This is a genomic window from Microbacterium sp. (assembly GCF_031988965.1).
Lineage (GTDB): Bacteria > Actinomycetota > Actinomycetes > Actinomycetales > Microbacteriaceae > Microbacterium.
Genome location: NZ_DALZXX010000054.1, coordinates 1 through 12,237 on the forward strand (window position 1 = coordinate 1; position 12,237 = coordinate 12,237).

Below are 12,237 nucleotides of genomic sequence, written 5' to 3' on the forward strand. Positions count from 1 at the left end.
CGCGGCCCATTCGGCGGAGGCGGCTTCGAAGGCGGTCGGGTGGATGCCGAGTTCGTACTGCGCCCAGCGCAGACGCTCGGCGAATTCGGCCATGCTCGTGAAGCGCTTGGCGGGATCGCGCTGCATCGCGGTCGCGAAGATGTCGTCGATGATCGGGGGGATGCCCGGCACGGGCACCGCCGTGTATCGCGCCTTGATGATGCGGTCGGTCAGCTGATCACGCGAGTTGGAGCCGCGGTCTGCGCGTTCGAACGGGCTCCGGCCGGCGAGAAGCGTGTAGAGCGTGGCGCCGAGACTCCAGATCTCGCTGGGGACGGATCCGGTGACCCGTTCCTGCAGCACCTCGGGCGAGCTCCACGGCACGGACATGGCGATCGTCTCGCCGTCGCCCTCGTCGATGACGGCGGCGGCGATGCCGAAGTCCGCGAGCACGGGCGTGCCGAGCGAGTTGATCAGCACGTTCGAGGGCTTGATGTCTCGATGCAGCAGACCGGCGCGGTGCACCGTCTCGAGCGCACCGGCGATGCGCACGCCGGTGTCGAGCACGTCGGCGAGCGGCAGCGGGGCCTTCTTGTAGCGCGCACTCATGGTGTCGGGGCAGTACTCCATGGCGAAGTACGGGCGCCCGTCGGCCGAGATCGAGGCCTGATAGATCGTGACGATCGACGGGTGCGCGCTGAGGCGGGCGGAGATGTCGGCCTCGACGTTGAAGGTGCGCAGCACCTCGGGGTTCACGGCGTCGGCCAGCAGCACCTTGACGGCGGCGACACGGCGAGGCATGTCCTGCTCGTAGAGGAAGACGTCGGCGAACCCGCCGGAGCCGAGGGGGCGCACGTAGCTGTAGCCCGCCAACGTCGGCGGGGTCGATGCCATGCGCGTGGCCACTCATGCTCCTCACGGTCGGTGCAGGGAGACCGCGCCGTGCCTGAGCCTGACGCCACGCGCAAGGCGTTCCCCCCGGTCACCGAGTATATCCGGGGAGTCCGCTCAGCCCCGCCAGCATCCGATGACGTGGTCGTCGACCATTCCGGTCGACTGCATGAGCGCGTACATGGTCGTCGGCCCCACGAAGCGGAAGCCTCGTCGTCGCAGTTCTGTGCTCATGGCCGTCGACTCGGGCGTGACGGGCGGGACGTCGGACAGGGTCGCGGGCCGGGTCCCGGACACGGGCGCGAAGGACCACATCAGCTCGTCGAGCTCGCCGTCGGCCATCGCGCGGACGATACGCGCATTGCCGATCGTCGCCTCGATCTTCGCGCGGTTGCGGATGATGCCGGCATCGGCCATGAGCCGCTCGACGTCGCTCTCGTCGAACTCTGCGACGGCCGCGACGTCGAACCCCGCGAACACCTCGCGGAAGCGCGGCCGCTTGCGCAGGATCGTGATCCAGGAGAGCCCGGCCTGGAAGCCCTCGAGCGCCATCTTCTCGAACAGGGCCCGGTCTCCGTGCAGAGCCGTGCCCCATTCTTCGTCGTGGTAGCGGCGGTACTCGGCGTCGTCGCCCACCCAGGCGCAGCGGGCGCGATCGTCGGGGCCGATGGCAAGGGAGGTCATGCGACCACGTTAGCGACCGGCGCAGACATCGAGGCGGAGCGCGTCAGGAGGTGCGGGCGAGCGCCGAGACCCAGGTGCGCACCGCGAACGACAGGAGGGCCGCACCGCTGATCAGCACGACGAGCCCGCTGAGGATGCCCGCGTCTGCGCCGTGGACGGGTGTCAGCACGACGAGAGCTGCCAGGCCACCCCCGACCGACCATGAGCGTACGGAGGAGAGCGACCCGCAGATCCGCGCTCGTCCTTCTCTCGGCGGTGCGGCTGACGACGGCGGGCGGCGGGTGACGATGATGGCGAGCAGCTGCCACATCGACGCGATCATGAGCACGAATGCTGCGAAGGTCGCGAGCCAGCCGACGAGGTAGCGTCCGGACGACAGCCACACCGCGATCAGCGCCGCGAGCCCGACGACCTCGATCCCGATCACGATGCGCTCGACCGCGAGCGATCCGACGAGTCGCGGCCTGGCGACCAGTGCCAGAGCGACCGCCAGGACGCAGCCCACCTGAAAGCTCCAGGCGCCGTCGACGACCGTGCGACCACCGCTGTGCCACAGCATGACCGCTCCGGCGAGCACCATCGAGCTGTCGAGCAGCACCACCGCAGCGACACGAGCCGAGCGACGGGTGCGCGAGAGGCGCCGAGTATGCGCCCCGGCGCCCGCGAGAGCCCGCGGCCGAGCAGGCGCCGCGGGCACATCAGACATCGACCGCGACCGGGCCCACGACATGGGTCTCGGCGTTGCGACGTGTCTTCGCCCAGCCGTTTCGCCCCAGGGCGACTCGCAGCATCGCGCGAGTCACGGAGATCAGGATGTATTGCACGAAGAAGAAGAGACCCGCACCCCAGCCCACGGCCTGCAGCCACGTCGACCCGGGCTCGCAGCGCAGCTTGTACAGCACGCCCCAGACCGCGAACGGTCCGATGCCGAAGAGGAGTCCGAGCAGGACGAAGGCCCACATGTGATCGATGAGGCCGCTGAGCACGACAGGATCGGAGGCGATCGCGGCGCCCTGAAAGATCAGGGTGAGGACGATGACGATGAGCCCGATGATCTGCAGGAACGGCAGGAAGAGATAGTAGAGGCACTCGAGAACACCCGAGCTGTCGAAGTGCCGCGAGCGCACGATGTCGGAGATGTACTTCACGCACTGGATGTTGCCCTGCGACCATCTGGTCCGCTGGGCGAGCAGGCGCCGCAGACTCGGCAGGGCCTCTTGCGCGACGCAGGTGTCGTGCACCTGGCGGTTCTCATAGCCGGCGAGGATCACATGGAGTCCGAGCTCGTAATCCTCCAGCAGCGCACCGTGCCAGGGCGCACCGTATCCCTCACCGATTCGGTCGAGCACGGACAGTCGGGTGAACTGGCCGTTGCCGCCGAGTCCGACGGTTCCGGTCTTCGATCGCAGCGACTGCATGGCGAGGATCACGGTGCGGAACTCCACATCCTGCATCCGGATCAGGTATCGGGCGAAGGCGTTCGCCACCCGCCCCCTGTCGGGGTACGGCCTCCGGTCATCACGGTTCTTCATCCACACGGTGATCTGCGCGGCACCCACGACGGGGTCGCCGAAGCAGTCGTCCGACGCGACCGCCGCGAGTGCGTTCGCCGCCATCTCACCGTCTGCGTCGACGACCGCCACGATGATGCGATCGCGGTCGGCGCCGGCGGGGAGCCAGTGGCAGAGATCGTCGTAGGCGCTGTTCAGGGCATCGCCCTTGCCGGTGCGGGCGAGCGGCCGTCGACGCTGCACGAGGTGCACGAACGGATCGGCGTCGGCATGCGCCTGGATGATCGCGGAGGTGTCGTCGTCGCTGTCATCGTCGATCACCCAGAGGTGGGCGGAGGGGAACCGCTCCCGCTGCCTCGCGATCGTGGTCGCGATCACCGCGGCCTCATCCCGGCAGGGCACGAAGATGTGCCAGTCGAACCGCGCGGGGTCGCCGGGCTGCTCCTTCCGATGCCGGACGTAGGGGATCAGGATGAAGGTCATGTATGCGAGGAACATCACCGTCAGGACGAGGGAGATGGAGCCGAGGAGGGAGGGCATGGGCTTCCTGTGCGTGTGATCGGATGAGGGGTCAGGTTGGTCTGACAGGTGCCGCGGGTCAGGATCGAGCGCGGCGGCGACGGCGCACACCGGTCACGGCAAGGAGCACGATGAGGCCGACCGCGAACCCCGCGATACCGACGACGGACCCCGCGAAGCGGTGGCCGAACTCGTAGCCCGCTTCGAGACCGCCCTGTTGCGTCGACAGGGCGATCAGCGCGAGACGCGCTTGGTTGACGAGCACCATGACCAGGGACGAGGCCGCGATGCCGAGGATGCCCCGGAGCCAGCTCACCCGGGTGGAGAGCATGAGTCCGGCGCCCAGGGCGAGGAGCGGCGCAAGGAGGATGACCGCGGTGCACTCCGCGGTCACCTGAAAGCCCACGAGGTGGTTCTCACTGATCCAGACCATGTACGTGTCTTCGAAGGCGGTCGTGCCGCGACGGACCCACGGATCCATCCACCATGCGGCCAGGTGGGCTTCCCACGCCCGAACCGTATCGGCCCGCACGAGCATCCAGACGATGCCACCCGCAAGCGACAGAGCGAAGAGCGCACGTGCGACGCGGTCCACTGTTCGCGGAGCGCTCGGTGCCGACGACCGTCGGTCTCGAGGTCGCTCTGTGTCGGTCGGCGCGGTCGGCGCGGTCGGCGCGGTCGGCGCGGTCGGATGGGCGATGGGCATCGGCTGGGCTCGTTTCATGGGGGCGGTCGGGGAGGGATGTTCACTACTAATATTTTACATGATTAGATTGCCAGAGCCCTCTCCTGCGACCGGCTCTCAGACACTGCACAGAGATCCCGACACTGCACAGAGAAGGGGTGTGGCCGAGCGTTCGCTCGTCCACACCCCGTGTCCGGCCGTCGATGAGGCTGCGACCAACCACCGTCCGTGGTCGCGGAAGCCCGATCAGGCCTGTGCGGTCCGCGCCGCCACGCGGCGGAGGTGCGCATCGCGGACGAGTAATAAGGTGCCGGCCACCAGGCAGACGGCGACGAGGATGAGAGGCCAGGTGGGGTCGGCGCCGGTCGCGGCGAGCGCACCTCCGGCGGCAGTACCGATCACGGGGGGATTCGCTCCGTACATGTGTGTCCTTCTTTCTTCGCGGGGGCTCAGATCGTCAGGCCGAGTCAGCGCCTGACGGGAGTTCGGAGGGCGTCGTGTATGTGGGGGGGCGGGGCCGCGCGAGCACGTCGACGACGAACGTCCGCGCGACCCCGGTGCATCAGAGTGCGGAGAGCGCAGCGCGCCGACGCTGCACGGCGAACGCACCTGCCGCGCCGATGGCCAACACCATGGCCGCGCCGCCGGCGAGCAGCGGATCGGCGATCGGGGCGGCGACGACCGTGAACGTGAGGTCGTCGGTGCTCGTGTGCTCGCCGTCGTTCTGCACGGCGGTCACCGTGTAGGACTCCTCGGGAAGCTCGACGGTCGACTGCGCCGTCCACGAACCGTTGGCCGCGACGGTGGTGGCGACGAGAAGAGTGTCGTCCTGACCACGGACCTCGACCGTCATGCCAGGCTCGCCGAGTCCCGAGAACGTGGGCATGAGGCCGCCCGAGGCGCCGTCGAGGACGACGGACGAGTGGCTTGCCGTGAGTCCGGTCTTCAGCCACGGAGTTCCTGCGGTCGAGTAGGCGCGCAGAATGAGGCGCCCCTCGGTCGCCGACGACCCGACCGTGAGGCGACGCGTCTCGAGCGGCCTGTTCACGGCGTTCAGAGAGAATGTCGTTCCGTCTGCGCTGCGCTCAGCACTGAACAGCTGGTTGGCGCCGCCATCGCAGACCACGGCGACGGGCTCCGCCGATCCGGAGTAGTCGAGGCAGAGCCCGCCACTGGAGATCGTGCCGGTCGCTCCGACAGCAGGAAGGTCGATGACCGCCGTGCCCGTCGCGCTCAGCGTCGGCTGCGCACCCGCCACCCACGCGTCGGAGGTGAACGAGCCCTGCGCCAGCGTGCCGACTGCCGTACCGGGCGTCTGCGCGCTCGCCGGCGCGACGACTCCGAGAAGGGCGAGGCCGCCGAGTAAGACGCCTGCGGTGATCTTCGTGGACTTCTTCATGGTGTTTCCTTTCGAGAATGCTCGCCGTGATCGGCACCGCGAGCTGACGTGTGCACTGAGCAGTGCTCTTCCTGGGGGGAGCTGTGGTGCGACCGAGTGGATGAGGTCGCGGGGGGCGCCGATGCGAGCGCAGCGACGAAGAGACCGGAGAACGCGGCGAGCGCCTCGCGGGCACCGACCGGATCGTGGCGCCGTGACGCCGCGATCGCCGCATCGAGGAGCTCGCGCCGCCTGCCAACTCCCTCATCGAGGTCGATGCCGTGGCTGCGGGCGGTCGCACGATCGACGAAGAGCCGGAGCGGATCGATGTGATCGCGGACCAGTCGCTCTCCGAGACGAGCGAACCCGAGGCGGATGAGTCGGTCGGCGAGGTCGAGGTACTCGATCAGCTCGCAGCTCGCGTCAGCAGATGACTCCGCCGCGACATCGCGGTCGATGGGCGCGAGCGGCTCTCGCGCGAGAAGGGCCCCGATGACGCGGGCTCGCTCGACCATGTCGACACTCGACCATGCAGCGACGCGAGTGCCGGCGTTCGGCGACACATCGACCAGGCGCATGTCGGCGAGGCGCTGCAGAGCTTCGCGGACGGGCGTGCGCGACACGGCCCAGGTGTGTGCGAGCAGATCGAGGCGCAGCCGCTGCGCGGGGGCGAGTCGACCGCTGATCACCCCCTCCAGCAGTCGCTCGTACGCGAGGCCACTGAGGAGCTGAGGGCGCAGCTGCTCTTCCACGAGGCTCATCGACATCACCTCCCCTTCTCATCGAACTAACATATTAGACGATTAGAGCATGACATACTTAGTTTGCCAGCACAAATCATCTAATATTTAGGAGCCTCGATGGCGCGTCACTCACGAGAAGCACGACACCGCAGCACGGAATCGCCCCGGCCCCGCAAGGACATCGCGGTCGTGCTGGGCACCCGTCCCGAGATCATCAAGCTCGCCCCCGTCATCGCCGAGCTGGGAGACCGAGCACTCGTCGTGCACACCGGGCAGCATTACGACCGCGCACTGTCGGGACAGTTCCTCGAGCAGTTCGGCATCGGGGAACCCGACGTCGTGCTCCAGGGCGTCGGCGGCCGCGACAGAGGCACCCAGATCGCGACCGCCATCGCCGCGCTCACGACCCTGTTCGCCGAGAGGGCACCGTCCGCCGTCATCGTGCAGGGCGACACGAACGCGGTGTCCGCAGGAGCGCAGGCGGCGAACTATGCGGGCGTCCCCGTGATCCACGTCGAGGCGGGCCTGCGCTCACACGATCGAGCGATGCCGGAAGAGCTCAATCGCCTGGTCGTCGGCGTCCTCGCCGACGTCCACTGCGCCGCCACGGAGCACAACGCGGAGAATCTGCGACGCGAGGGAGTTCCCGCTGATCGGATCGTCGTCACAGGAAACACGATCGTCGAGGCGACGAAGGAGTCGCTCCGCCGGAGCGCGGCGCCGATCGCGCAGTTCTTCCCGTGTGGCGAGGTGCCGGAGCGATTCGTCCTCGCGACGATCCACCGCCCGGAGAACACCGACACTCGCGAGTCCCTCGCCCGCGTGCTCGTCGCACTGGGCGAGATCGACGCGCCGGTGCTCCTGCCCGCGCATCCGCGTACACGCGCGGCGATCGAGCGTTTCGGTCTCACGCCCCACCCGGGTCGCGTGCTGCTCACCGACCCCGCCGACCACTCCCAGTTCCTCGCTCTCGCGTCGTGCGCGGCACTTCTCGTGTCGGATTCGGGAGGCCTGCAGGAAGAGTGCACTGTGCTGGGACGACCGCTTCTGGTGGTGCGACGCAGCACGGAACGGCCCGAATCCATCGACGCGGGGTTCGCCGTACTCGCCACTCCGGGCGTCGACATCGCCGCCGCAGCGAATCAGATGCTGCGAGACGGCTCCGACCATCTCGACGGCCTGCCGTGCCCCTACGGAGATGGCAGCGCCAGCACGCAGATCGCCCGCATCGCGAGGGATGTCGCCGCCGGAGCAGCGATCCGGAGCGCGGGGATGGCAGCCTGAACGCGGCGCGTTTCTCCCCATTGATATATTAGATATTTAGATGCTTCCGGGCTAGCATCGACGTATGCCCGTTCCCCAGACACCAGCCCGCATGCCGCGGAAGCTGTTACGCGATCAGATCTTCGACACGCTTCTCGATGCGATCGTGTCCGGAGACCTCGTCGCGGGCGAGCCGATCTCGGACAAGCAACTCGAGACCTGGCTCGGAGCGTCGCGCACGCCCATCCGCGAAGCGGTGAACCGCCTGGCGGGCATGGGGCTCATCGAGGTCCTCCCCCAGCGCGGCACACGCATCGCCCCGCTGGATCCGATCCGCTTCGCCGAGGAGATGGAGATGCTCGGCGTCGTGTACTCCGCCGCTGTGCGTGAGGCCGTGGCCCTGCTGACGGACGCGGATCGCGCGCGGATCGCCGAGCTTCACGCGACGGTGAGTCGAACCCGTGAAGCACTCGAGCGCGCACGCATCGTGGATGCACTGATGAGCGTGTTCATCGATCGCTACCGCAATACGCTCATCCAGCGCATCCGCGAGAGGTCGGTGCCCCACGTCACCCGGATGATCACGGCTCGACCTGGAGCGCTCGATGCCACCGACACCTCTGCGGCGCTCGACGCGCTGGCCTCCGCGGCGGCTGCCGGGGACGCTGATGCAGCGGCCCATGCCGTGAGCGCCTACTTCACTGCCGGCGTCGCGAGCGTGATGGCGCGTGATGCCGCCGAGACCGCTGCCATGACCGTGACGGAAGACGAGAGCGCCTGACATGTCCACCACCGACACCCCTCACCCGCGGCGTCTGCTGCGCGATGAGGTCTACGACACGATTCTGGCCGCCATCCTCGACGGCACGCTCGAACCCGGCGAGGTCCTTCACGACGAAGAGCTGATGACCTGGCTGGGATCGTCTCGAACGCCGATCCGAGAGGCGCTGAACCGGCTCGCTGAGGAGGACGTCGTCGAACTGGTGCCGCACCGCCACACGCGGGTGGCGCCCGTCGACGTCACCGCGATCAACGAGGGTCTCTTCGTCACCGGCGCGATTCATGAGCACCTCGCTCGGACGAACACGGCGAACCTGACGGACGAGCAGATCGAGGAGCTGGGCCACCAGCTGGATCGTGTGGCCGAGGCAGTGGCGGAGAACGATCACGCAGCGATCGGCCAGACCATCCGCGACTACTTCCTGGTCACCGTCCGCGCGGCACCGAACTCCGTGCTGCGGACGAAGGCCGAGACGCTCTCGCTGAAGCTGACCCGGTTCCTCACCCCCCGCGAGAACCTCCGAACCCCGCAGCAGGCTCTCGAGTTCCTCCGCGCCATCACCGCTGCCGTGCAGAGCCGCGACGGCGAGCGTGCCGGAGACCTCATCCACGAGCTGCATGAGACCACCCGCAGCAACTTCATCGACCGCTATCGCGTGCCCGACCCCACGGACTGACAGCCCCGAGCGCGGGAGACTCCGGGCCTCCGACACCGAGTGCTGCCAGTCCCGTCATGCAGATCGGGATGAGGTTCGGCGGGACCGACTGCGTCGGCGTCTCCCCCGAAGAGGCAGGTTGTGTGTGGGGGTGTGCCATTGCTGGTGGGGGTCCCACCAGGCGGGTCCTCTGATTTGGGGGATGCCTGCGGTCATGCGGATCTCCCATCCGGATCCGTCGAGGGATCGGTGGTGGAAGTAGCAGAGGGGGACGCCGTTGTCGGTGTGGGTGGGGCCGCCTCGGGCGTGTTCGGTGACGTGGTGGATCTCGCACCAGGTCGCGGGGGTGTGGCATCCGGGGATGAGGCATTCGCGGTCGCGGGCGATGATCGCCTGGCGTTGGTGGGCGGTGAAGACCCGTTGGGTGGTGCTGAGGGCGATGATGCGTCCCTCGTCCATGATCACCCGGTGGATCGTGCCGGTGCACCCGGTCTGCGCCGCGACACGAGCAGGGGTGTGTCCGAAGGGGTGCCCGTGTGCGCCGGGGAGCATCGCCCACCCGGTACCGTCGGCGAGGTCTTTCGCATCGATCGTGACGACCAGGGTCGGGGCGGCGCCGGCGACGGTGGGCATCGACGCGTGCCGGGCCGCGACCCCGATCGCCGCCGCGAACGCGTCATGGCGTTTCTGCGCCGCCGTGCGAGTGTCGATCACCCCACGCGGGTCGATGTTGAACGGGTCAGCGGTATCGGCAAGCCCCTCCGAGACGGGATCGAACCCGCCACCACGACGCCCGTCACCACGGCGTCCGTGACTACTGTGCCCGTCACCACTGTGAGAGTGGGACACGGTGGAGTCGGAGTCGGAGTCGGAGTCGGAGTCGGAGTGAAAGGCGGAGGCGGAGTCGGTGTGACTGCTGGTGTCTCGAACATCGCTCTCATCGCCGTTGCCTCCGGCCGGCGCGAATCGCACCCCGGGCTCGGGTGGGCCGTCGCCGCGGGGGTTGTTGATCGCGTCGAGGATCACTTCCAACTGTGCGGCGACCTCCGGCGACAACCAGCCCCGGATCGACCGGAGCCCGTCCTTCAACCGTCCGATCGTGATCCCGCGATGCTGCTGCGCGTTCTTGTCATCCGGCTCTGCGCCGTCCGGATCCAACAGTGCGGCAAGCGCCTGGGCGAGGACATGCAGGTCCGCCGGAGTCGGCTTCGGACCCCGCGCAACCTCCGCATCCGCATCCGCATCCGCATCCGCATCAACGCCAGCATCCGGGTCGACGTCCGCATCGAGCCGGACCCCGCGGGCCTGCTCGGCGAGGAACTCATCCGCCCCGAGCCGCTCCTCCACGCTGATCCGATCCCGACACCTCTCCAACGGCCCCACCGCCGCCACGAACCCCGCCACGCTCAGCGCCCCGTCCAGCAGCGCCTCCCGCAGCGCCGGCCACCGGGCAGGCAACCTCTCCCCGGACGTCAGACCCACCTCCCGGTGCACGAGACCGGCGACCCTGCCGACCCGCGTCGCCCCCGACACATCCGTCAACAGGGTCCGCTGCACCAGCTCGTTCTCCGACCGACACCCCGCCGCATGCGCAAGCCCCGCCCCATCCGTACTCGCCAGCGTCTCGACCACGACCGCCTCGACCCGCCGGAACGCCGCCCCCGCCGACACGAGCACACCGACGCGCTCCCCGTCCGACAGCCCCGCCAACGCGGTGCCGGACAGCACCTCATCCAGACAGGCGACCGCCTGATCTAAAAGCGTGTGTGTGCGGGTGGTCATGACCCCATCCAACCCGCCACCACCGACATCCCCACCCCGAAACCAGCCACTAATCGACCAGATCAGAAGCATATTCCGGAACACCACCCCACCGTTCCGGAATCCCGAAGAACACCTGAGACGAGCGACGCCTCGGCCCGGAAGACACAGAACCGCGGACAGGAGCCGAAGCCCCCATCCGCGGTTCGCGTGCTTCTCGCCTGCGTCAGGGATCACGCAGGCAGACGGCTCAGTCCGCGAAGGTCGACCCGTCGATCACGAAGCGGTACCGCACGTCCGACGCCAGCACGCGCTCGTACGCCTCGTTGATCTGCGCGGCCGAGATGACCTCGATCTCCGCGGCGATACCGTGCTCGGCGCAGAAGTCGAGCATCTCCTGGGTCTCAGCGATGCCGCCGATGTTCGATCCGGCCAGCGAGCGGCGGCCTCCGATCAGCGACGAGACGTTCACCGCGAGCGGCTCGGCCGGAGCGCCGACGCACACCATCGATCCGCCCACGTCGAGCAGTCCCAGGTAGGCGCGCAGGTCGACAGGAGCACTGACCGTGTTGAGGATGACGTCGAAGGAGTTGCGCAGCGAACGGAACGTGTCTGCATCGCCCGTCGCGTAGTAGTGGTCTGCCCCGAGCCGCAGCCCGTCGTCCTTCTTGTTCAGGGTCTGCGACAGCACGGTCACCTCGGCGCCGAGCGCGTGCGCGATCTGCACACCCATGTGTCCGAGACCGCCGAGACCGACGACCGCGACGCGCGAGCCCGGACCCACGTTCCAGTGCCGCAGGGGCGAGTAGGTGGTGATGCCCGCGCACAGCAGCGGCGCAGCCACGTCGAGTGCGAGGGCGTCGGGGATGCGCACGGCGAACGACTCGGTCACGACGACCTGCTCCGAGTAGCCGCCCTGCGTGACGGTGCCGTCGCGGTCGGTGCTGCCGTACGTGAAGATCGCGCCGTTCGCGCAGAACTGCTCATCTCCCTGCAGGCAGCTGCGGCACTCGCCGCACGAGTTGACGAGGCATCCGACACCGACGCGGTCTCCGACGGAGTGCTTCGTGACGTCGGCGCCGACGGCGGCGACGGTTCCGGCGATCTCATGCCCCGGGGCGAGCGGGTACTGCTGCGGACCCCAGTCACCGCGCACGGTGTGGATGTCGGAGTGGCAGATGCCGGCGAACGCGATGTCGATCAGGATGTCGTTCGGGCCGAGCTCTCGACGCTCGATGACGGTCTTCTCGAGCGGAGCGGCTTCGCTGGGTGCGGCATAGGCGTGGACACGGGTCATCGCAGACTCCTCGGGTCGGTTCGGGTGGGCCAGGTCGACACTACTCGCGCCTCCCTCTGCGACACCTGACCGCACACGAGACGGGCCGGG

13 protein-coding genes are annotated in these 12,237 nt (G+C 68.5%); 3 read left to right on the top strand and 10 right to left on the bottom strand.

The window, feature by feature from the left end:
* The 8 genes from RTM68_RS10575 to RTM68_RS10610 form a co-directional block, all read right to left on the bottom strand.
* Positions 1–885, bottom strand: an 885-nt coding sequence (locus RTM68_RS10575) for a serine/threonine-protein kinase (protein WP_312170644.1), incomplete at its 3' end; no start/stop codon positions are given.
* 102 nt (positions 886–987) lie between these two features.
* Positions 988–1,554, bottom strand: coding sequence for a DNA-3-methyladenine glycosylase I (locus RTM68_RS10580; protein WP_312170645.1), 567 nt, complete (start codon positions 1,552–1,554; stop codon positions 988–990).
* Between the two features lie 43 nt (positions 1,555–1,597).
* On the bottom strand, positions 1,598–2,155 hold the full coding sequence (locus RTM68_RS10585) for a hypothetical protein (protein WP_312170647.1): 558 nt from the start codon (positions 2,153–2,155) through the stop codon (positions 1,598–1,600).
* A 97-nt stretch (positions 2,156–2,252) separates the two neighbouring features.
* Positions 2,253–3,605 (bottom strand): glycosyltransferase, encoded by a 1,353-nt coding sequence (locus tag RTM68_RS10590; RefSeq protein ID WP_312170648.1) that lies wholly within the window; start codon positions 3,603–3,605, stop codon positions 2,253–2,255.
* A 58-nt stretch (positions 3,606–3,663) separates the two neighbouring features.
* Complete coding sequence (locus RTM68_RS10595; protein WP_312170650.1) at positions 3,664–4,179, bottom strand: archaeosortase/exosortase family protein; 516 nt, start codon at positions 4,177–4,179, stop codon at positions 3,664–3,666.
* Between the two features lie 336 nt (positions 4,180–4,515).
* Entirely contained in the window at positions 4,516–4,671 is a 156-nt protein-coding gene (locus RTM68_RS10600; RefSeq protein WP_312170651.1) for a hypothetical protein, read from the bottom strand.
* Between the two features lie 160 nt (positions 4,672–4,831).
* Positions 4,832–5,668, bottom strand: a complete 837-nt coding sequence (locus tag RTM68_RS10605) for an Ig-like domain-containing protein (protein WP_312170653.1) — start codon at positions 5,666–5,668, stop codon at positions 4,832–4,834.
* The gene (locus RTM68_RS10610) at positions 5,665–6,408 is read right to left on the bottom strand and encodes a GntR family transcriptional regulator (protein ID WP_312170655.1); all 744 of its coding nucleotides are present in this window, start codon (positions 6,406–6,408) and stop codon (positions 5,665–5,667) included. The genes RTM68_RS10605 and RTM68_RS10610 overlap by 4 nt, the downstream gene beginning before the upstream one ends.
* A gap of 99 nt (positions 6,409–6,507) precedes the next feature.
* Here RTM68_RS10610 and wecB point away from each other — a divergent pair, with 99 nt between their 5' ends.
* From wecB to RTM68_RS10625, 3 genes are all read left to right on the top strand, one after another.
* A complete protein-coding gene (wecB, locus tag RTM68_RS10615; RefSeq protein ID WP_312170657.1) occupies positions 6,508–7,674 on the top strand; it encodes a non-hydrolyzing UDP-N-acetylglucosamine 2-epimerase in 1,167 nt (388 codons plus the stop codon).
* A gap of 64 nt (positions 7,675–7,738) precedes the next feature.
* On the top strand, positions 7,739–8,434 hold the full coding sequence (locus RTM68_RS10620) for a GntR family transcriptional regulator (protein WP_312170659.1): 696 nt from the start codon (positions 7,739–7,741) through the stop codon (positions 8,432–8,434).
* Position 8,435: 1 nt separating this feature from the next.
* On the top strand, positions 8,436–9,110 hold the full coding sequence (locus RTM68_RS10625) for a GntR family transcriptional regulator (protein ID WP_312170660.1): 675 nt from the start codon (positions 8,436–8,438) through the stop codon (positions 9,108–9,110).
* A gap of 54 nt (positions 9,111–9,164) precedes the next feature.
* Here the strand turns inward: RTM68_RS10625 and RTM68_RS10630 are convergent, their stop codons facing one another.
* Together RTM68_RS10630 and RTM68_RS10635 are read right to left on the bottom strand one after the other, a co-directional pair.
* Entirely contained in the window at positions 9,165–10,871 is a 1,707-nt protein-coding gene (locus RTM68_RS10630; protein WP_312170662.1) for a DUF222 domain-containing protein, read from the bottom strand.
* A gap of 229 nt (positions 10,872–11,100) precedes the next feature.
* Positions 11,101–12,147 (bottom strand): NAD(P)-dependent alcohol dehydrogenase, encoded by a 1,047-nt coding sequence (locus RTM68_RS10635; protein ID WP_312170663.1) that lies wholly within the window; start codon positions 12,145–12,147, stop codon positions 11,101–11,103.
* Positions 12,148–12,237 lie beyond the last annotated feature (90 nt).